The following is a 20,378-nucleotide window of genomic DNA, read 5'->3' on the forward strand; positions in this document are numbered from 1 at the left end:
AGTGGATACAAGGCGATTTACTATGACATATATTTCACAGGATCGTTGTGACCGATAATATATACTTAAAGCAATGAAATGAAGAACAGAGAATGGGGAGGTAACCGGCGATGACCCTTTTGCAAACCGAATCACTGACGCTCAGTTACGGAGATACGGAGATTATTAAGGACCTCAGTCTTCATGTTCCTGAAGGCAAGGTGACCGTGCTGATCGGCAGTAACGGCTGCGGCAAATCGACGCTGCTGCGTTCGCTGGCGCGCCTTCTCAGACCCAAGAGCGGTTCTGTGCTTCTGGACGGAAAAGAAATACACCGTACGTCGACCAAAGAGATTGCCCGGAATATGGCGATTCTGCCGCAAGGGCCGACCGCGCCGGAAGGGTTGACTGTACTGCAGCTGGTGAAGCAGGGCCGTTATCCTCACCAGTCCTGGCTGAAGCAGTGGAGCGTGGAAGATGAACGGCTGGTACGCGATGCGCTGGCGATGACGGGATTATCTGACCTTTCGGAACGTACCGTCGACTCTTTGTCAGGCGGGCAGCGACAACGGGCTTGGATTGCCATGACTCTTGCGCAGAATACGGACCTGATTCTGCTGGACGAACCGACAACTTATCTGGATCTCAGCCACCAAATCGAAGTGCTGGATCTCTTATACGAACTGAACCGTGAACAGGGACGTACCATTGTCATGGTGCTTCATGATTTGAATTTGGCCTGCCGTTATGCGGATCATATGATTGCAGTCAAGGATCAGGGCGTATACTGTGCCGGAGCTCCGGAGGACGTATTGACTCCTCAAATGGTCAAGGAAGTGTTCTGCATGGACTGCATGATTGCCGAGGACCCGATTTTTGGTACTCCGATGTGCGTACCGCACGGTAAAGGCCGCATATGCGGGGAACGATGTCAGCTTAAAGCCGTGTGTGAGAAATAATTGGAATGAAAAGATGCTCTGCCTCAGGCAGAGCATCTTTTTTTGTGTTTGTATAAGTCGAATGGGTCCATATCCCCAACCTAGAAGGTGGTGAAGCCAAGCGCTTTTTGGATGCGGAACAACACATCCTTGAACCAGGTGGATTTTTCCTGATAGGCACTGAGATCCAGACTGAAGGATCCGTCCTTATTGTTCCATAGCCGCTCGAAATATCCTTCCATCTGCTTGTCCAGGGGATCTCCGGATGGGACGGATACCCACAGGTCATTTTCAAGATTGTAGTTGTCGAGATTGCGCGGTGTCATGTTGGTCGAGCCCCCGAGAATAATGGACTGGCCTTCGGACTTATGGATATACATCATTTTCGTGTGAAACTGCTCCTGCGTCGTATGGTACCACCGAATCGCGATGCGTTCTTTAGAACGCTTTGACAACTCAGCGGCTACCGGACGATTGGGAATGCCGATTTTCTCCTGACCGAAGGCATTTTCGTTGGGATCCAGCAGCAGCCGGATATCCACGCCGCGGTCTGCCGCGGACAACAGTGCGTTTAGCACCTTCTCATCGGCGATATAGAACATGCCCATCCAGAGTGTATCCCCTTTTTGCGCGGCATCGATTTCCTGAAGCACATACTTATATACTTTGCCTTCCGTTAGATATCGTACCCCGATGGGTCCATCATTCGCCTTGTCATTCCCGTCCGGAATGTACTGCGGAAGCGGTCCCCCGCCCGACAAATCGGCTGCCGCCTGCTCCGAAGCAAGAATATCCCGGATGATCGGTCCTTGCACCTCGAAGGCAACATTGGAGTGATAGGCGCTGGCGTCATGCACATTGCCTGAAGATATCAGGGCCGTCTTCTCGCTGACGATGACCTTCCGATGATTGGCCTTGACGTTGACAAGCTTGAAGTAGGATCGGACGGTCATTTTGGGACCGTCACTGGCCATGAGATTGGGAATCCAGCCCTTACCCGATTGTCCGAACCACTGGATGAATGTGCGCCACACGGAAGAATAGATGGGATTGGAGTCGCGGAGCGGATCTACATCCGTCACGATGACCCGGATTCCTGCCGCTTTCAGCTGCTCCAGCAGCGGGTTCGGAGCCGAGCCGTAATTCGTATTCACATCATCGGTGATCAGGACCATGTCCATATCAGGATAATTCTTTTTATGCTGAACCAGCTTGTCCGTTAATCCCTGACTGATTTTGGGGAAATCCTGCCCTTTATGAGTGTAGTTATTAAAAAGGAAAAGGTCGATAACTAGAAATTTGCGCGAGTCATCCACGATTTCATGAATCCTCTGCAGTATCTGCTGCTCACTGACCACCTTGCCGCTCTCGTTCGGATAGGTTAAATCCTGGAGAAAGCGGACCTGCTTCACATGGTACAACGGGCTTTCATAGGATATGCCGGGAGGAAGGGGCTTGTGTGTCTGGTAGACGATCACGCCTGCAAGCCAAAGCACCAATAGAGCGATTACCGTGAATATCCAGCGCCGTTTGCGGTGTTTATGCCTGTTCGGTTTGCCTGTCCGGTTCGACAGATCGGCTTTAGACGGATCATTATGGTCGTCTTGATTCGTTATATCTAATGCCATCTTTATCCTCCTTGCGGGAAACTTGTCCATCCAACTATGTATTTTAAGATTTAGGAATAAGCTTTGGTCTGGTCTGACCAAGTGCCCGATATGTTATTAACGTCGAATCTCCTGTTTGAAGCAGGGGGCACTGTGCAAAAGACTGGAAAGGGAAAAGCTGTACAGCCTTTAGAAAAAGGTGCCGTACAGCAGATAAATGTTCAATGCGGCGATGATGACCGCGACAAATCTCGCCAGCACGCGAACCCAGCGGGGCGCCACAAAAGGGCCCATTTTGACCGGATCCGAGGTGAATTTAATAAGCGGGAAGATGGCAAAAGACAGCTGGAGGGAAAGGATCACCTGGCTGAAGATGAGAAGTTGCCCCGTAGAACCTTCGCCGTATAGTCCAATCACGATCACCGCGGGAATAATGGCGATCAGCCGCGTTAGCAGCCGCCGAATCCATGGTTTCAGCCTCAGGTTGAGAAAGCCCTCCATCACAATCTGCCCGGCAAGGGTACCTGTCAGGGTAGAGTTTTGCCCTGAAGCAAGCAGCGCTACGGCAAACAGGACACTGGCCATTCCTGTTCCGAGCAGCGGGGTGAGCAGGTGATAGGCGTCCTGTATCTCTGCTACCTCAGTATGCCCCGTTGAATAAAAGGCAGATGCAGCCAGAATCAAAATAGCAGCATTGACGAACAGCGCAATGGTTAGAGCAACGGTTGAATCAATCGTAGCAAAGCGAATGGCGGACTTTTTGCCGGCTACACTTGGATCGATTTTACGGGTCTGGACGATAGAGGAGTGCAGATACAGATTATGGGGCATCACCGTGGCACCAAGCATGGCAAGGGCGATATAAAGCATCTGCGGATTAGTCACGATGTCGGTCGTTGGCACGAAACCGCCCATGACACTGGCAACATCGGGTTTGGATAAGAAGAGCTCAACGCCAAAGCACAGGATAATGATGGCAATAAAAGAAATGACCATGATCTCAATATGTCGGAAGCCCTTATTCTGCAGCATCAGGACCAGGATGACGTCCACTGAGGTAATCAGTACGCCGTAGAGGAGAGGAATGCCGAATAGCAGCTGGAGCGCGATGGCTGTTCCGATCACTTCCGCGAGATCGCATGCGGCGATGGCAAGCTCACAAAGTATCCAAAGTCCCATGCTGACAGGTTTGCTATAGTGATCGCGGCAAGCCTGCGCAAGATCGCGGCCGGTGGCGATGCCAAGGCGGGCAGAGAGGGACTGCAGCAAAATCGCCATGAGATTGGAGATCATAATCACGGATAAAAGCGAGTAGTTGAACATGGCGCCGCCGGCCAGATCGGATGCCCAGTTTCCCGGATCCATATATCCGACAGCGACGAGATAGCCAGGTCCGGCGAAGGCTAGCAGCTTGCGCATAAACCCACCCTTCAGTGGGACTTTCATCGATTGATGGACTTCGGGCAGGCTTGGAGACTCATTTCGCTTTCGCCAGCCTCGGCTTGCGGCAGTTACTCTGCTTTCTTCACTGGCATTCATGGGCAGTACTCACCTTCCTGTAGCAAGGATATATTTTGCGGACAGCCGCTGAAGGGCTGACACGAACGGTAACGGACTGGACGGGGCTCAAACTTGCTACCTCATCATATGGAATGGGCGCGGCAGAATTGCATGTACGTAAAACATTTTCCTGAGGGAAACTTTAGGCCCCATCCCACTGGAAAGTGACATGCTGTCGCGCATCATGACTCATGCTCCCTTTGTACATCTTTTTATATTTACTGTCTGCTTTGTATGCTGGTATTATTTGGTTAATGGGTTTTTGAAGAAGTCGCTTTATGGCGTGAACTGCACCTTTAGTCGGCATGGCGGTTAAATGTCTGTCAGACAAAGCGGGATGCCAGGAATCGATGGTTAAGTATACTCTTGCCTGCAAGAATGCTTTTGCTAGTGCGTCTTCGCATGAAGATCTCGGTAGGCGGGAGTGTCACCAGGTGGGGTTATACATGGAAAGGCAGGCGTTATAAATGACACATCAGGCGGTTATTATTGGGGCGGGACTTGGCGGATTATCCTGCGCGATCACACTCGCTTCCAAGGGATGGAAGGTTACGATACTGGAACGCCAGCATACAGCGGGCGGGAAGCTGCAGCGTGTCCAGAAGGAAGGATACATATTTGACCGTGGCCCGAGTTCGATCACGATGCCCCATGTTTTCCGCGGCATCTTTGAGCAGGGCGGCGCCAAAATGGAGGACTACATCGGGTTGTACGAATTGGAGCCGCGCTCGCGGAATGTTTTTGCGGACGGGTCTGTAGTGGACATGAGCCGAGATGCAGAGAAGATGAAAGATCAGATTTCGACATTCAGCCCTTCCGACGCATTGCAATACGAGAATTTTCTACGAGAATCGGCTGAGCTTTATCAGCATTCGGAGGAAAACTTTTTGAACCGTCTTATGCTCAACTGGCGCGATAAGGCAAGGCCCTCCATGCTGCGCAGCCTATTGCGGGTAAGACCAATGACCCCACTGAGTTCCTTGCTGCATCGTTATTTTCAGCATCCGAACACGCTGGCGATGATGGGCAGATATTCGACTTATGTCGGATCATCACCGCAACAGGCGCCGTCCATGTTCGCGATGCTCGGTCATGTGGAGGCGGAGCTGGGGGTTTACGGAGTTCGCGGCGGTACGTACTCCATTGTGGAAGGCATGGTAAAGCTCGCTAGAGAGCTGGGGGTTGAACTCATTACCGACACGGAAGTGAAACACATTGCGGTATGGGGCGGCAGAGCGACAGGCGTGGATACCAGCAGCGGTTATTATAAAGCCGATACCGTCATCTCTAACGGAGATGTACTCACGGTGAACCGGACGTTACTCGACGAGGAAGACCGTCCCTCCATGAGCAATGAGAAAATCAGCAGCTTTGAGCCTTCGCTTTCGGGTTTTGTCACGCTCGCGGGAGTTCCGCGTCAATATAACAAGCTGCTGCATCACACCGTCTTTTTCCCTGAACATTATGATCGCGAATTCCAAGAGATCTTCGTGGATAAACAACCGCCCGAGCATCCTGCGCTCTATGTTTGCTATTCAGGATACTCTGAAGCGGGCATGGCTCCGGACTGCTGCAGCAACCTGTTTATTTTGGCCAATGCACCTTATCTCAGCCCGCTAACGAACTGGAACCGGGAGACGGAAGCTTATGGCGAGAAAGTGCTCGCTGACCTGAAAAGCCACGGGTTGAAGGACATTGATAAAAGCGATGTGCTTCTTCATTACACGCCGCAGAACATCGAGGAGGATACGCTGGCATACAAGGGGGCCATATATGGCATATCTGCGAATTCGGTCAAGCAGACCTTCTTCCGTCCGGGCAACCAGAGCAAGGATGTCAAAGGACTGTGGTTTGTCGGCGGAGCGACCCATCCGGGCTCAGGAACGCCGATCGTGACATTGACCGGAAGACTTGTAGGTGAATATATCGATTCACATAAGGTATAATATATTTTTCGAGATTCTCGAACGGATGTGCAGTTTGGATAACTACGGCTGTTCGGAAAGGGGTCAAGCCATGAACGGAAAACATGATGAGAACCGGTCGCTCCTGCCGGATGCGCCTACGGGCGAACGGAAAATAGAGCATGTGAGGCTGTGTTTGAACGAAGAGGTGGGCAGTGTCGGTGTGACTTCAGGATTGGAAAAATACCGTTTCCGCCATAATGCGCTGCCGGAGACGGATTTCAACGAAATTTCTTTGGGAACATCCTTTTTGGGGATGTCGTTACGCACTCCACTGCTCATAAGCTCGATGACGGGCGGTAGCGCGGCTACCGGCGCGATCAATGAACGACTGGCTGTTGCCGCTGAAGAACGGGGCTGGGCGATGGGAGTGGGTTCCGTGCGCGCGGCCGTGGAGAAGGGAGAGCTGGCTTCAACATTCCATGTGCGCAAGCATGCACCCACGATCCCGGTGATTGCCAATCTTGGCGCGGTGCAGTTGAATTACGGATTTGGTGTGGATGAATGCCGGCGTGCTGTTGAAATTGCCGGGGCGAATCTGCTGGTACTTCACTTAAACGGGTTGCAGGAGTTATTTCAGCCGGAGGGCAATATCAATTTTAGCGGACTGTTATCCCGAATTGAGGAAGTGTGCCGCCAGCTTCATGTCCCTGTAGGCGTGAAAGAGGTCGGATGGGGGATCGATGGCGAGACGGCAGCAAGATTGTTCCGTGCTGGCGTGAATTTCGTGGATGTAGCCGGAGCCGGAGGCACCTCGTGGAGCCAGGTTGAAAAGTTCCGCAGCAAAGATCCGGTACGCCGGGCCGCGGCGGAGGCTTTTGCCGGATGGGGCATTCCGACGGCCGAGTGTATCACGGAGGTTAGAAAAGTATCGCAGCAGGCGGGGCTAATCGGCAGCGGCGGGCTGAAGAATGGCGTCGATGCAGCTAAAGTGCTCGCGCTTGGTGCAGATTTGGCCGGTTATGGCCGAAGCGTGCTTGGTCCGGCAGTGGAGTCGGAGGACTCGCTGCATGCTGTACTTGCTCAGGTGGAGTTCGAGCTTCGTGCGGCAATGTTTGGCATTGGAGCCGGCGATATCGCGGCCTTGCGGGGAAACACAAGATTGGTACGAAGCCTGTCCTAAGGGAGCGGATGAGCCTTCAGCCCGATGATAACGGGAACGGGGGGCTTTTTTTGCATCCTTTGTCTAAGGAGGCCTTTGTCTTGATGACCCCAAGGTTCTAATATATAATGGGTAGGATTGAGAGACGCTGCTCTCCAGTTTGATCACATTCATTTATAATGATAGCTAGCCCAGGCTTTTAGCCCATTCTAATATGAAATAGGAGTGTCACATCCATGGCTTTGAAAGCAGGTATCGTGGGATTGCCGAACGTAGGCAAATCCACCTTGTTTAATGCGATTACGCAGGCGGGTGCGGAATCCGCCAACTATCCTTTTTGCACGATTGATCCGAACGTAGGTGTGGTTGAGGTTCCGGACGAGCGTCTGGACAAGCTGACCGAGCTGGTACAGCCGAACAAGACCGTTCCAACCGCCTTTGAATTTGTAGATATCGCGGGGCTGGTTCGCGGTGCTAGTAAGGGCGAAGGACTCGGTAACAAATTTCTTGCCCATATCCGTGAAGTAGACGCCATTGTACATGTGGTGAGATGCTTTGAAGACGAGAACATCACGCACGTCGATGGCAAAGTGAACCCGGTTAGCGACATTCAGACGATTAATCTGGAGCTAATTCTGGCGGACCTCGAGAGCGTCGAGAAGCGGATCGACCGTTCCCGCAAGAACATGAAGGGCGGCAACAAGCAGTATGAGCAGGAAGTTGCCGTGCTTGAAAAAGTAAAAGAAGCGCTGTATAACGATCAGCCAGCACGCAGCGTGGAGCTCTCGGATGATGAGAAAGCAATCGTGCGCGATCTGCATCTGCTGACGCTGAAACCGGTTCTCTATGCGGCCAACGTCAGCGAAGATGAAGTATCGGAAGCGGATAACAACCCTTATGTTCAGCAGGTCAAAGACTTCGCAGCTGCCGAAAATGCTGAAGTCGTGCCGATCAGTGCCAAGGTTGAAGCTGAAATCGCCGAGCTTGAAGGCGAGGACAAAGAAATGTTCCTGGAGGAGCTTGGCCTCGAAGAATCCGGCTTGAACCGCCTGATCAAAGCGGCATATCGCCTACTTGGCCTCTACACTTACTTCACGGCGGGCGTGCAGGAAGTCCGTGCTTGGACGATCCGCAAGGGTATGAAAGCTCCACAGGCTGCAGGCGTCATTCACACCGACTTCGAACGCGGCTTTATCCGTGCCGAGGTGGTATCCTATGATGATCTGGTTGCCGCAGGCACCATGAACGTGGCCAAAGAGCGCGGCCAGCTTCGCCTGGAAGGTAAGGAATATGTCGTTGCAGACGGCGACGTTATGCATTTCCGTTTCAATGTGTAAATGGATTTGAATTCTTAAAGGCTGCCAGGATAACACAAATATCAACATTGGCGAATTCAATAGAAAACCTTGAGCGGCATCACGCCACTCAAGGTTTTTTTGTTACTCTTTTCAGTTAATTTACTCTCCGTAATTCACTTTAATACTGCTGTTAGAGGTCGTCAGCTCAACCTTGTGGGTGCCGTCGCCAAGCGTAGCGCCAGCCTTGTTGTCGCCGCTTTCCTCGCTCCAAGGTATGTCGCCCTTGATGGAAGAGTTGGAGGTCTTAGCTTTAATTACGGCGCTCGTGTTCTTGGGAACGTTCAGGGAGATGCTGCCGTTCGTGCTGGTGCAGGTCCAATCCCCGCCAATGGCTGACGTCCCCTTAATGGAGCTGTTGCTCGTTTTGGCCGTCACCGCACCGGCGATCCGATCCAGCGTCAGGCTGCCGTTGGTCGATTTGACCTGTGCAGCTCCGCCGATGTCGGCCAAATGGACCGAGCTGTTGGACGTTTTCGCGGAGACGCTGCCCTTAATATTTTCCAAAGTGATGGACGAGTTGGAAGTTACGGCCGTGAACCCGGCATCCAGCTGCTCACCTTTTACGGAGTAATTCTTGGTATGCACTTCGACTTCAAGTGCTTTGGGTACATCCACGTTCAGATATTCATCCTCAGGACTGAATCCGATATGAAAGAATGAATCCGCGCTATCCTCAAACGAAAGCACGAGGGTATCCCCGGAGGGAGTTACCTTCCATTTCTCTTTGATTTTGCTGTCGGCGGCTTCTTGGCTGGCGACATCCCGAAAACGGAATTTACCGTCATATGAAACCTTGGCATCGTCGGAGCCAATCACATTGACCTTTCCATGATCCACGAGAATTTCCACGCGTTTAATGCTGCTCCCGACTTCAGCCGAACCTTGAACGGCAGTCGCATATCCTTGGTTGAACAGGGTGCTCCAATTCGGAATGGCTACCTGGGCGGCGCTGACGAGCATCAGCAAAATCAGGATCGTCACGCTGCCTCCACCAAGGCGGACCCGTTTGTCGGAGTGTAGAACGTTAGCCAGCACCACCTCAAGGCCAAGAAGAATCAGAAGTACAGGCCATACATATTTTAACGATTCGAACGAAATCAAGTGATTGAACTGCAGCAGAACCAGCACACCGATGCCAATCAAGCCGATGGCTGTGGTCCACCTGCCTACCTTAACGGTAGGCGGCGTGTTGTTAATGGGGGTGTTCATAAAGACTCGCTCCCTTTACGATCAGGTTTCTTGAATAAAATCCAGAGGCCGTATCCGATCAATGCGACCGCCAGCAGCACGCTTGCCACATTTTGCTGGAGCAGCCAGTGCCACATATCGGGGAAGATGGTCATCAGAAGCACCATCCCGCCGACAAGGATGCAGCCGGCACCGGTCCATACCGGATTTAGAGTGCTTTCTTTTTGATATCCACCAAGCGTCATCCAGTCCTGTGCGCTCCAAGGATAACCGAAGGTTTCCTGGCCCATCATCATACGCTCGTGTTCGGCGGCAGCGGCTTTCATCCAGGAGGCTTTTTGCAGCGCATCGAACATCTGATAGAACCACAGAATCGCCAGCGCGAATGAGAAGATCAGCGGGATGGATGGAATTAGAATAATACAGGCGCAGGTGCCGATCATAATCTGCAGTCCCTGTTTGGTGAAGTTGAGGTATAGGTGGCCGAGGCCGGGAATCAAGGCAAGCAAAAAGGTTACCCATTTGTGTTTTTTAATCATCGTTTACCCTCCTTTAATATATGGTCCACAGAATTGGAAAAGATCTCCGTCGCTTGCGTAATGCCCGTTTGCAAATGCTCGAATACTCCGAATTGGAATAAGCAAAAGGCGATGCAAGCGGCGAGCCCGAAATGGGCAATCATTGTTTTCCGTGAATCCCTTGGCTTTATGCGCGAAGCCTGGCGTTTATATAGGGGCGGCATCTGCCGGATTTCATCCATGATGTCGGCCGTCATATCGGGAACGTCCAGCTCTGGTCCAGGCTGCTGCCAGATGCGGGCCATCTCCCGTACCTCCTCGAGCCAAGCCTGGCATGAAGGACAGGTACGAAGATGCTTTTCAATGTAAAGGGAGGATTCGGGCGGCAGCTCACCTGCGGCATAAGCCCCCAGCTGGTATTCAATAAATTCGCATTTCATCGTAATTCCTCTCCTTTCTTCCGCATCATGGCCCTTGCGCGGTACAGCTGCGATTCCACCGTTTTCGGCGTAATCCCGCGCCTCTCGGCGATTTCCTGATAAGAGCATTGTTCAAAATAATACATCTGGACAGCCGAGCGGTAAGGTTCACCCAGCTCGTCAACGATCCTGCGGAGCTTGCTGCTCCGTTCTTCGGACAATACGATTTGTTCGGGTGTTTCGTTCGTTACCCAGTCGTTTTCGGTGACTTCTCCCGGACTCCGCCGTGCCTGCTCGCGCTGATGCGCGCGTTTCCAGTCGAGACATTTACGGACGGCAATCTGATAGAGCCATGTGGAGAAGGAGGAATCCTCTCGGAAGGCTGGCAGCGCCGAGTAGGCCTTCATAAAGATGTCCTGCGATAAATCTTTGGCCGATACGTCATCGGCGGTTATTTTCAGGCACACATGGTACACCATATTCTGATAACGCTGCACCAAAAATTTATAGGCTTCCGGGTGGCCTGCCTTGACGGCCCGGACCCACTGCAACTCTTCCAGTCTTCTCCCCTCCTCTGCTTCATTTAGTTTGACGCCGCTGCTTGATGTATCCCTGCAAATTTTTTTTAAAAAAATATGTGGGAGGATAATCCATTATTTTCCGTAGCACACATAAAGGCAAGAACAATCTTAGGAACCGTGGAATACGGACTGCTTCGCTATTACAACTCTCCTGCCAAGATGTGAATCACCAATTTTGGAACTGGCAAATCCGTGATTTCCATGGTATAATAAAAAGTCGTCTGTCCAATATAAATTGAAATAAAGCTTGTTCTGTCATCATCTTGAATTTCCTTTATTTCATTTATGTGATTGGTTTTAGGATGGGATATACGGCGCTTTTCATATTCGTAATGATTGAAAGCATTTTGAACAGGAGAGGTGAACCCCCTTGTTGGACCGATTACAAGCTTTGGCAGACCGCTACGAGAAGCTTAGCGAGCTGTTGTGTGATCCTGATGTTGTAAATGACAGCAAGCGACTTCGGGAATATTCCAAAGAACAATCTGACTTACAGCCTGCATTCGAGGCTTATACTGAATATAAAACTGTAACCGAAGAGCTGGATGCCGCAAAAGTCATGCAGGGCGAGAAGCTTGATGACGAGATGCGTGAAATGGTAAAAATGGAAATCGACGAGTTATCTGCCCGCCAGACCGAACTCGACGAGCGCATTCGCGTTCTTCTGCTGCCGAAGGATCCTAACGATGATAAGAACGTCATCGTGGAAATCCGCGGCGCAGCCGGCGGTGACGAAGCGGCACTGTTTGCGGCTGACTTGTATCGCATGTACACCCGTTATGCCGATAATCAAGGCTGGCGCGTCGAATTGATGGATGCCAATACGAATGACCTTGGCGGATTTAAAGAGGTTATTTTCATGATTAACGGACGCGGAGCGTACAGCAAAATGAAGTACGAAAGCGGCGCGCACCGTGTGCAGCGCATTCCGACGACCGAATCCGGCGGACGGATTCATACTTCGACCTCGACGGTGGCAGTTATGCCTGAAGTTGAGGATCTCGATATCGAGATCCATGACAAGGATATCCGCGTGGACACGTTCTGTTCCAGCGGCGCGGGCGGTCAGTCCGTTAACACTACGAAATCGGCTGTCCGTGTCACGCATATCCCGACAGGGATTGTGGCGACCTGCCAGGATGGCAAATCGCAGAACTCGAATAAGGAAAAGGCACTGCAGGTGCTTCGCGCCCGGATCTTCGATATGAAGCGCCAGGAAGAAGAAGCGAAATATGCCGGCGAACGCAAGAGCAAAGTCGGCACGGGTGACCGCAGTGAACGGATCCGCACCTATAACTTCCCGCAAAGCCGTGTAACGGATCACCGCATCGGGCTTACGCTGCACAAGCTGGATCAGGTGATGAACGGTGAAATTGAAGATATCATCTCCGCGCTGAACATTGCCGAACAAGCGGATATGATGGAAAAAGGGGAATAACGCTTTGCATGAAACCACTTTTGTGATGAAGCCAAAGCAAACGATACGGGAAGCCTTCATAGAGGCTTCCTCTTTTTTAACAGAATGCGCGGTTACGGAACCGCAGCGCAGCGCTCAGCTGCTGCTCGCGCATGTGCTGGGACTTGAAGGAGCTGCCTATTACATGGCGCTGCCCGATCCGTTCCCCGAGGAACGTAAATCACTGTGGGAGCAGGCTATTACGCGCCGCGGGGCAGGGGAGCCTGTGCAGTACATCACCCGGGAGCAGGAGTTCTACGGCATCCCGTTTGAAGTGACGCCGGCGGTGCTGATACCGCGGCCGGAGACGGAGCTGCTCGTGGAGGCCATGCTGATGCAGGCGAAGCGGCTCTGGCCCGAAGGCGCAGCGCCTAGCCGGAGCGAGGGCGGCGCACTGCGCCCGCTTGAGTGCGCCGACATCGGCACCGGCAGCGGTGCGATCGCCGTCACGCTGGCGCTGCAGGCCCCGCGCTGGCATGTCCGTGCCAGCGACATCTCGGACGGCGCGCTGCAGGTTGCCGCGCGCAACGCCGCCGCCAACGGTGCCCAGGTTGCCTTCCTTGAAGGCAACCTGCTCGAACCGTTTGCGGGCGAATGGCTCGACATCATCGTGTCGAACCCGCCCTACATCCCTGCAGCCGACATTGCCGGGCTGCAGCGGGAGGTGCGCGACCATGAGCCGCGCACCGCACTGGACGGCGGTACGGACGGCCTTGGTCCGTACCGCATCATGATGGAGCAGCTGCCGCTGCTAAAGGCACCGCCCCGGCTCATCGGATTTGAGCTCGGGCAGGGGCAAGCCCAAGACGTCGCGGAGCTTCTGCGCGCCGCGGGCCACTGGGACGAGATTATCATCGTCCCGGACTTGGCCGGGATAGAGCGCCACGTGCTCGGCGTGTCGAATAGATTACGATAATTTTTCTTTGCATCCGGTTTAAACTACAATAGAGATATTGAGGCCTTGATTTCATTGATTCCTGATCAAATTGGAGGATGCCGCATGCTGCAGAAATTCAAACGAATGGATATGTCCATCATCTTGATCCTGCTGGCGCTAATGGCCTTTAGCCTATTTTCCATCTACAGCGTAACCATGGGCAGGCCGAAGGTCGGACATTATACGGAGCGCATGGGCGTATATTACGCCGTGGGCTTCGCAGCTTTTTTAGGTTTCTCGCTGGTAAGCTACAAGCTGTTGATCAAGTATGCCTTGTACATCTATCTCTTTGGGTTGATGCTGCTGGTATTGGTACTTTTTATCGGCAATGAATATTACGGGGCGAAGGGCTGGATGACGCTCCCGGGAGGACTCAGCCTGCAGCCCGCAGAGCTGTTCAAGCTGTTTCTCGTCATTTTCATTTCCTTTTTACTGGTGAAAAAACGGAAAAACAAACTTTCCTTCTGGCGTGACGTGGTGCCGATCGGTCTTCTCACGCTTGCGCCTTGGGCGCTGGTTATGCTGCAGAACGATCTCGGCAATGCGCTCAGCTATATGGTCATTTTGGCGGGACTCCTATGGATCGGGAACATTAAATATACACATGCGCTGATTGGTTTGGCCGTCGCCTTCGCTGCGGTCTTCAGCGGCATTCAGGCTTACATTCATTATCACGACAAGGCAGTCAAGCTGATCAGCGAGGATCTGGGCAAAAAACACTGGATTGCGCGCTTTGATCCTTGGCTGGTTCCGGATCTTGCTTCCCGCGACGTCAGCTGGCAGACCTACAACGCGATGCTGGCTATCGGTTCGGGAGGCATCGAGGGCAAGGGCTACATGAAAGGAACGACCATTCAGTCCGAACGTGTTCCGCTGGCGTATGCCGATTCCATTTTCGTGCAGGTGGCCGAAGAATACGGATTTATCGGTTCGTCGGTACTGCTGTTGCTGTATTTTATCCTGATCCACCGCATGGTCCTGATTGCTGCCGATTGCCGCGACCGTGCCGGACCTTATCTGATTACGGGCATTATTACGATGTTTGTCTATCAGATTTTTGTGAACATTGGCGCTTTTATTGGGCTGATGCCGCTGACCGGCATTACGCTTCCTTTTATCAGCTACGGGGGGACCTCACTCCTCATCAATATGATGAGCGTGGGCATTGTCATGAGCATCCGCATTCACGGACAGGAAGAGGAGGATCCGTTTCCTCTGCCGGAAAGACCGGTGGAGGGCGGCTGGTTCAGCAGAACTTTGCAGCATATCCGCAATGGATTTATCAGGAATTGAATCTAGCATGGCTATTCCTTTACAATAGACAAGTGAGATTGAGCACGCATCACGGCAAGAGGGGCGTAAAGAGCCCCGCACAGGAGGATAGCAAATGCTTCAAAAGCTGAAAAAAGTGGATTATGTCGTCGTATTCATACTTTTAATATTTATGGGCATTAGTCTTATGGCCATATACAGCGTCACGACCGGAACCAAATTCGCAGGCTCCCATATCAAGATGCTTGAGTTTTATATTTTGGCCTTTATTGCCTTTTTTGCGCTGATTTTATTGGACTATAAGCTGCTCGTCAAATACGCCCTTTACCTTTATTTATTCGGAATTATGCTGCTCATTGCGGTCAATTTTTTCGGATCGGACGTCAACGGGGCACAGGGGTGGTTCAAAATCGGGGGCTTCAGTTTGCAGCCGGCCGAGTTGTTTAAGCTTCTCCTGATTATTTTTCTGACCTATTTGCTGATGAAAAGGCCCAAAGCCAAACTCTCTCTCTGGAGAGACGTACTGCCGATCGGGGGTTTGACGTTTATTCCGTTCGCGCTTGTTATGATCCAGAATGACCTCGGAAATGCGCTCAGTTATGTGCTGATTCTGCTCGGACTGCTATGGATCGGCAATATCAAATTTCTGCATGCGTTCCTTGCGCTCATCATCCTGGCGGCGGTTGCCGTAGGCGGGATTTTCTCGTACATCCATTACCATGACAATATCGAAAAATTTTTGAATAATATTGGACGGAACCACTGGACCGAGCGGATCGACCCGTGGCTGGTACCGGATAAAGCGACGGCCAAAGCCTCCTATCATACGAAAAATGCGAAACTTGCCATTGCCTCCGGCGGGATGATGGGCGAGGGCTATATGAAAGGTACATCAGTGCAATCGGGCCGCGTCCCTTATACTTATTCCGATTCGATCTTTGTGGAAATCGCCGAAGAGTTCGGGTTCGTAGGATCTTCCATCGTGCTTCTGCTCTATTTTATTTTGATTCACCGCTTGATTCTGATCTGTCTGGAGTGCCGGGACCGTGCCGGGCCTTTGCTGATTGTCGGTGTGGTGTCGATGATGCTCTATCAGATTTTTGAAAATATCGGTGCTTTTATCGGTATTATGCCGCTCACCGGTATTACGCTGCCATTTATCAGCTATGGCGGTACCTCGCTGCTGATTAACATGGCGAGCATAGGTGTCGTGATGAGTGTACGCGTTCATGGTCATGAGGTCAGTGAAGATTTCATCACGCCGACGCAGAAAATTTCGTCAACTAAACAGGCCTGATCGAACAGCAATAGACCGCTTGCTCCTCGTTAAGAGATGATGCATGCGGTTTTTCTGTATGAAAAAAATACATTCCGCCCAAATCATAGATTCATAGAAACCTGTGTTTAGACTCTATCAAATCCGGACATACTGATCATTATCATAGGATGATTTGATAGAGGGGGCACAAACGATATGTACAAACATAATCATGAAAAAGAGGACCGTCTCCGGTCTTTGGTTAAGAATACTGCCATTATTTTTTGTATTATGTTCATGCTGGCCATGACTTGGGAAGCACAAAAAACCGATGCGGCGGTGGCTGGGGGCCCCATTCCGCAGGAATCGATACGCCTTCGCATTCTGGCCAATTCGGATAATCCGGATGATCAACTGGTCAAACGCCAAATCCGTGATGCCGTGGTTGAAGAGATGGATGGCTGGGTTAAAGACCTGGAGAATCCGCAAAGTATTGAAGAGGCACGGGTTACGATCCGGCATCACCTTCCTGAACTGAATGATCTGGTAGGCAGGGAGCTGGAGAAGAAAGGGATCACTTACGATTACAATGTTGAGCTTGCGGTGGTGCCGTTTCCGACGAAATTGTACGGAGGAACGGTATATCCGGCGGGAAACTATGAAGCGCTGCGGATAACCTTGGGTGAGGGCAGGGGCCAAAACTGGTGGTGCGTGCTGTTTCCGCCACTTTGCTTTATCGATGCGGGGAGCGGAGACGCGGCTGCGCAGCCTGCGACAGCGAAAGCGGAGACGGGCAAGGAGCAAGGCGGCAAAGTGAAGAAAACGGCTTACACTCCGGCGAAGGTGGACGGACAAACGGAGAAAGCGGCTGATGCTGCACCAGTGAAAGCTTCCGAACCGGAAGTGAGGTTTTTCCTCTGGGATTTGTTCGAAGGCATTGTGAACTGGTTCAAGTCCTTGTTTTAAGGGAGTCTGTTCGGCCGAGGCGTTTTTGTTCGATCTGTGTTAATATATTTATGAAAGATAGCGCTGGGTGGCCGTACGTACGAAAGCAGTCCGCTGAAGAAGCGATATGTTGGCTTGCGGTTATCGAATCATTTGGCACTGCCCAAGTGTTATATTCTGACTTTAAACGAACGATAAAGTGCTATGTCCATGGGCAGCAGGTTAGCGGCTAGACCGCAGCTTCTGTCAAAGGCCTTGGCGCTTTTTTAGATATGTGATGAATACGAAGAGAAAGACGGGATGGAAATGGCGCATATTGAAAAAGAAATCGGGACTGGCCGTATGCCGTCCGCTCCTTATTGGCATATTGATTCTGAAACGGCAGCAGACCCTGCCAAGCTCCGGGAGAAGGTCAAAGACGCGGCGATGCTCCTTCGAGATGGAGGCGTCGTCGCTTTTCCGACGGAGACGGTATATGGACTGGGGGCAGATGCCCGGTCGACGGCTGCCGTGGAGGCGGTATTCGCTGCGAAGGGAAGACCCTCGGACAATCCCTTGATCGTCCATATATCCAAGAATGCGCAGCTGGAGGGGTTAGTTGAGCATGTAAGCCCGGCAGCTCGAAAGCTGATGGAAGCCTTCTGGCCCGGGCCGCTGACGGTCGTGCTCCCGGTTAAGGCGAACGTCCTGTCCCCGCGCGTGACGGCAGGATTGGACACCGTGGGCATCCGTATGCCGGATCATCCGGTAGCATTGGCCCTGATCGAGGAGTCTGGATGTCCGGTGGCGGCTCCGAGCGCGAACCGTTCGGGCAGACCTAGCCCGACGCTGGCCAGCCATGTCGTGGAAGACCTGGGCAGCTTCATTGACGGAGTCGTTGATGGCGGCGCGACGGGGGTGGGCGTGGAATCGACCGTCATTCAGGTTTCTGAGGACGGCAGTGTTACCGTACTGCGTCCGGGAGGGATCACGCTGGAGCAATTGTCTCAGGCAGCCGGCGCTTCCGTTCAACTGGATCCTGCAATTTTGCCGGAATCAGATACTGCCGGAGATCTGGCACCCCGGGCTCCGGGTATGAAATATACCCATTATGCGCCGAAGGGAACGTTAAGCATCATAACCGGCGCATCAAACAAGGTATCTGAATACATGAGCAGGAATTTGCAAGAAGCCGCGGGACGCGGGGAACGGACGGGAGTTCTCGCCTTTGATGAGCATATTGGCCGATATCAGGCCGATTGCATCGAATCGCTGGGCAGCCTGTCCGATTTGAGCACGGCGGCACATCGGTTATATGCTGCGTTGCGCCGAATGGATGAGGAGAATATCGGCTTTATTTTATCCGAGGCCTGTCCTGAAGAAGGGATTGGGGCCGCTATTATGAACCGTCTGCGCAAGGCCGCCGGGCAAACGGTGATCCATCTCGATGCAACTGCCCGTTAAGCATTGCCTGCATGTACAAGTCATGATTGTCCTATTGTCCGCATATGGTTGTACAAGAACCTAACGGACATGGGGGAGTTGGAATGTTTGAGACATCTGCCGGTTTAGGGCAGCTGATTACCGTCCTAATTATGGCCGCCGCTTTAGGGATGGACGCTTTTTCCTTGGGGATTGGCATTGGCATGAAGGGGATTCGCCTGCTGCATGTGCTCAAAATCAGTGTTCTTATCGGTTTTTTTCATATTCTGATGCCGCTTCTGGGTATATTCACAGGCCAATATGTGAGCTCTTTGCTGGGACAGGTCACGACCTATGCGGCTGGGGGCTTGCTGATTTTGCTAGGGGCTCATATGGTATTTAACTCCTTTAAAAGCGGCGATACCCGGATGATAGACCATCGCACACTTCTGGGGATGATTCTGTTCTCACTCAGTGTGAGTGTGGATTCCTTCTCCGTTGGCGTGTCGCTCGGCATGTTTCAGAGTAACTTGATTTTAACGGTTTTGGCATTCGGCATTTGCGGAGGAGCGATGTCGGTGATGGGGCTCCTTCTGGGCCGGAGAGTGAGCCGTAATTTAGGGGATTTGGGGGAGGCGCTCGGGGGCGTGATCCTGCTCGGATTTGGCCTTGCCTTTATCTTTTGAAGATATTAGAAAGTATAAACCTCGAGCTTGTGTTATCCTGATATGCAAGAAAAACATCTGCTAGAGGCGGTCTGTCTCCCATGTGTGTTTACCGATAGACGTTTTTCTTTAGATATCAGGAAGAATACAATTCGAAGTATCGGCTAACTGATATCGCAAGAAAAACATCTGCTAGAGGCGGTCTGTCTTCCATGCGTGTTTACCGATAGACGTTTTTCTTTAGGTATCAGGAAGAATACAATTCGAAGCGTCGCCTACCTGATATCGCAAGAAAAACATCCGCTAAATGCGGTCTGTCTTCTGTGAAAGTTTACCGATAGACTTTTTTCTTATACAATAATCGCCAAAGAACAATCCGGGAGGTGCGATAGACGTGAAGCATATTTTGTTTGTATGTACAGGGAACACGTGCCGCAGCCCGATGGCGGAAGGTCTTCTTCGTAAAATGGCGAAAGACCGCGGTATTGAAGTTGAAGCGCGTTCGGCCGGTGTTGCCGCTATGGACGGAATGTCGATGTCCCGTCATGCGGAGGCGGTCCTGCGCGATCATGATATTGATGATCGTTTGACGTCCAAGTCGTTAAAGCGGGATGCAGTCATTTGGTCTGATCTGATCCTCACGCTGACGCAAGGACATAAGCAGCATGTGATCCGGAGCTTTCCGCAGGCGGCTGACAAAGTGTACACGCTCAAGGAATACGCCGAAAGTGATGGCGATGTGCTGGATGATCTTGCCGAGCTTGACAGCCTATACGCGACTTGGGAGGTCAAGCGTTCGCTTGGACAGGATCTGAGCGATGCGGAGAGGGAGCGGCTGATCGAAATTCAGCAGCGGGTGCCAAGTTTCGATATTTCTGATCCATTCGGCGGATCTCGTGAGGATTATGATTTGGCCGCGGCAGAAATTCGCACGGCAATTGAGCGTTTGCTGGATAAACTGGAGTCATTCCATACTTCCTGATGGTAATTTTACTTATTGCTTTTCAGTCTTGAATGTTTTATGATGGGTGTGAAAAATACTCGGTTCCGGTGTAACTGGCGACAGATGTGGATCAAACCACGATGGAGCACCGGAAGATACGGCCGGTCGCCTGGGCAAAAGAGCAATTCTGCGGATATCTGCGGACTGCTCTTTTTTGTATTTAAGTGTGGGTTCCCCGCAAAGTATCCATAAGAAACCTGCGGAGAAGAGGCTTCATTTTGCGAGGT

18 protein-coding genes and 1 riboswitch are annotated in these 20,378 nt (G+C 51.9%); of the genes, 12 read left to right on the forward strand and 6 right to left on the reverse strand.

Annotated features, from left to right (window positions below; all coding sequences use genetic code 11):
- Positions 1-110 precede the first annotated feature (110 nt).
- Entirely contained in the window at positions 111-938 is an 828-nt protein-coding gene (locus GRF59_RS23385) for an ABC transporter ATP-binding protein (protein ID WP_160500116.1), read from the forward strand.
- A gap of 80 nt (positions 939-1,018) precedes the next feature.
- Here GRF59_RS23385 and GRF59_RS23390 read toward each other — a convergent pair whose 3' ends face one another.
- Together GRF59_RS23390 and GRF59_RS23395 are read right to left on the reverse strand one after the other, a co-directional pair.
- A complete protein-coding gene (locus tag GRF59_RS23390) occupies positions 1,019-2,545 on the reverse strand; it encodes a phospholipase D family protein (RefSeq protein WP_160500117.1) in 1,527 nt (508 codons plus the stop codon).
- Between the two features lie 168 nt (positions 2,546-2,713).
- Positions 2,714-4,063 (reverse strand): Nramp family divalent metal transporter, encoded by a 1,350-nt coding sequence (locus GRF59_RS23395; RefSeq protein ID WP_160500118.1) that lies wholly within the window; start codon positions 4,061-4,063, stop codon positions 2,714-2,716.
- Positions 4,064-4,551: 488 nt separating this feature from the next.
- On the opposite strand from GRF59_RS23395, the gene GRF59_RS23400 reads away from it, so the two are divergent.
- The 3 genes from GRF59_RS23400 to ychF all read left to right on the forward strand — a co-directional run bounded on the left by GRF59_RS23400 (position 4,552) and on the right by ychF (position 8,487).
- Positions 4,552-6,030, forward strand: coding sequence for a phytoene desaturase family protein (locus tag GRF59_RS23400; RefSeq protein WP_160500119.1), 1,479 nt, complete (start codon positions 4,552-4,554; stop codon positions 6,028-6,030).
- A 70-nt stretch (positions 6,031-6,100) separates the two neighbouring features.
- A complete protein-coding gene (gene fni, locus GRF59_RS23405) occupies positions 6,101-7,171 on the forward strand; it encodes a type 2 isopentenyl-diphosphate Delta-isomerase (RefSeq protein ID WP_237391994.1) in 1,071 nt (356 codons plus the stop codon).
- Between the two features lie 215 nt (positions 7,172-7,386).
- The gene (gene ychF / locus GRF59_RS23410) at positions 7,387-8,487 is read left to right on the forward strand and encodes a redox-regulated ATPase YchF (protein WP_160500120.1); all 1,101 of its coding nucleotides are present in this window, start codon (positions 7,387-7,389) and stop codon (positions 8,485-8,487) included.
- Positions 8,488-8,607: 120 nt separating this feature from the next.
- Here ychF and GRF59_RS23415 read toward each other — a convergent pair whose 3' ends face one another.
- Genes GRF59_RS23415 through GRF59_RS23430 form a run of 4 tightly spaced genes read right to left on the reverse strand, consistent with a single transcriptional unit; the run spans position 8,608 to position 11,184 of the window.
- Positions 8,608-9,717: a LiaI-LiaF-like domain-containing protein gene (locus tag GRF59_RS23415; protein ID WP_160500121.1), complete on the reverse strand. Its 1,110-nt coding sequence runs from the start codon at positions 9,715-9,717 to the stop codon at positions 8,608-8,610.
- Positions 9,714-10,235 (reverse strand): hypothetical protein, encoded by a 522-nt coding sequence (locus GRF59_RS23420; protein ID WP_160500122.1) that lies wholly within the window; start codon positions 10,233-10,235, stop codon positions 9,714-9,716. Before GRF59_RS23420 ends, GRF59_RS23415 begins: the two co-directional genes overlap by 4 nt.
- The gene (locus GRF59_RS23425) at positions 10,232-10,654 is read right to left on the reverse strand and encodes a zf-HC2 domain-containing protein (RefSeq protein WP_160500123.1); all 423 of its coding nucleotides are present in this window, start codon (positions 10,652-10,654) and stop codon (positions 10,232-10,234) included. The genes GRF59_RS23420 and GRF59_RS23425 overlap by 4 nt, the downstream gene beginning before the upstream one ends.
- Positions 10,651-11,184, reverse strand: a complete 534-nt coding sequence (locus GRF59_RS23430; RefSeq protein WP_160500124.1) for an RNA polymerase sigma factor — start codon at positions 11,182-11,184, stop codon at positions 10,651-10,653. The genes GRF59_RS23425 and GRF59_RS23430 overlap by 4 nt, the downstream gene beginning before the upstream one ends.
- A gap of 400 nt (positions 11,185-11,584) precedes the next feature.
- Here GRF59_RS23430 and prfA point away from each other — a divergent pair, with 400 nt between their 5' ends.
- From prfA to GRF59_RS23470, 8 genes are all read left to right on the forward strand, one after another.
- Positions 11,585-12,652, forward strand: a complete 1,068-nt coding sequence (gene prfA, locus GRF59_RS23435; protein WP_160500125.1) for a peptide chain release factor 1 — start codon at positions 11,585-11,587, stop codon at positions 12,650-12,652.
- 25 nt (positions 12,653-12,677) lie between these two features.
- On the forward strand, positions 12,678-13,586 hold the full coding sequence (gene prmC / locus GRF59_RS23440; RefSeq protein ID WP_202128851.1) for a peptide chain release factor N(5)-glutamine methyltransferase: 909 nt from the start codon (positions 12,678-12,680) through the stop codon (positions 13,584-13,586).
- Positions 13,587-13,670: 84 nt separating this feature from the next.
- A complete protein-coding gene (locus GRF59_RS23445) occupies positions 13,671-14,900 on the forward strand; it encodes an FtsW/RodA/SpoVE family cell cycle protein (protein ID WP_160500127.1) in 1,230 nt (409 codons plus the stop codon).
- A gap of 94 nt (positions 14,901-14,994) precedes the next feature.
- A complete protein-coding gene (locus GRF59_RS23450) occupies positions 14,995-16,176 on the forward strand; it encodes an FtsW/RodA/SpoVE family cell cycle protein (RefSeq protein ID WP_160500128.1) in 1,182 nt (393 codons plus the stop codon).
- Positions 16,177-16,353: 177 nt separating this feature from the next.
- A complete protein-coding gene (gene spoIIR / locus GRF59_RS23455; RefSeq protein WP_160500129.1) occupies positions 16,354-17,103 on the forward strand; it encodes a stage II sporulation protein R in 750 nt (249 codons plus the stop codon).
- Between the two features lie 285 nt (positions 17,104-17,388).
- Positions 17,389-18,525: an L-threonylcarbamoyladenylate synthase gene (locus tag GRF59_RS23460; RefSeq protein ID WP_237391995.1), complete on the forward strand. Its 1,137-nt coding sequence runs from the start codon at positions 17,389-17,391 to the stop codon at positions 18,523-18,525.
- A gap of 83 nt (positions 18,526-18,608) precedes the next feature.
- Positions 18,609-19,169, forward strand: coding sequence for a manganese efflux pump MntP (locus GRF59_RS23465; protein ID WP_160500131.1), 561 nt, complete (start codon positions 18,609-18,611; stop codon positions 19,167-19,169).
- Positions 19,170-19,542: 373 nt separating this feature from the next.
- Positions 19,543-20,130 carry an arsenate reductase/protein-tyrosine-phosphatase family protein gene (locus GRF59_RS23470; RefSeq protein WP_160500132.1) on the forward strand — a complete coding sequence of 196 codons (588 nt, stop codon included), beginning with the start codon at positions 19,543-19,545 and terminating at the stop codon, positions 20,128-20,130.
- 60 nt (positions 20,131-20,190) lie between these two features.
- A riboswitch (ZMP/ZTP riboswitch) is annotated at positions 20,191-20,273 on the forward strand.
- Positions 20,274-20,378 lie beyond the last annotated feature (105 nt).

The sequence above is a fragment of the Paenibacillus dendrobii genome (assembly GCF_009807035.1).
GTDB classification, from domain to species: domain Bacteria; phylum Bacillota; class Bacilli; order Paenibacillales; family Paenibacillaceae; genus Paenibacillus_AQ; species Paenibacillus_AQ dendrobii.

Coding starts and splice junctions, on each gene's coding strand:
- GRF59_RS23385 (WP_160500116.1), top strand. CDS start 111: ATGACCCTTTTGCAAACCGAATCACTGACGCTCAGTTACGGAGATACG.
- GRF59_RS23390 (WP_160500117.1), bottom strand. CDS start 2,545: ATGGCATTAGATATAACGAATCAAGACGACCATAATGATCCGTCTAAA.
- GRF59_RS23395 (WP_160500118.1), bottom strand. CDS start 4,063: ATGAATGCCAGTGAAGAAAGCAGAGTAACTGCCGCAAGCCGAGGCTGG.
- GRF59_RS23400 (WP_160500119.1), top strand. CDS start 4,552: ATGACACATCAGGCGGTTATTATTGGGGCGGGACTTGGCGGATTATCC.
- fni (WP_237391994.1), top strand. CDS start 6,101: ATGAACGGAAAACATGATGAGAACCGGTCGCTCCTGCCGGATGCGCCT.
- ychF (WP_160500120.1), top strand. CDS start 7,387: ATGGCTTTGAAAGCAGGTATCGTGGGATTGCCGAACGTAGGCAAATCC.
- GRF59_RS23415 (WP_160500121.1), bottom strand. CDS start 9,717: ATGAACACCCCCATTAACAACACGCCGCCTACCGTTAAGGTAGGCAGG.
- GRF59_RS23420 (WP_160500122.1), bottom strand. CDS start 10,235: ATGATTAAAAAACACAAATGGGTAACCTTTTTGCTTGCCTTGATTCCC.
- GRF59_RS23425 (WP_160500123.1), bottom strand. CDS start 10,654: ATGAAATGCGAATTTATTGAATACCAGCTGGGGGCTTATGCCGCAGGT.
- prmC (WP_202128851.1), top strand. CDS start 12,678: ATGAAGCCAAAGCAAACGATACGGGAAGCCTTCATAGAGGCTTCCTCT.
- GRF59_RS23445 (WP_160500127.1), top strand. CDS start 13,671: ATGCTGCAGAAATTCAAACGAATGGATATGTCCATCATCTTGATCCTG.
- GRF59_RS23450 (WP_160500128.1), top strand. CDS start 14,995: ATGCTTCAAAAGCTGAAAAAAGTGGATTATGTCGTCGTATTCATACTT.
- spoIIR (WP_160500129.1), top strand. CDS start 16,354: ATGTACAAACATAATCATGAAAAAGAGGACCGTCTCCGGTCTTTGGTT.
- GRF59_RS23460 (WP_237391995.1), top strand. CDS start 17,389: ATGGCGCATATTGAAAAAGAAATCGGGACTGGCCGTATGCCGTCCGCT.
- GRF59_RS23465 (WP_160500131.1), top strand. CDS start 18,609: ATGTTTGAGACATCTGCCGGTTTAGGGCAGCTGATTACCGTCCTAATT.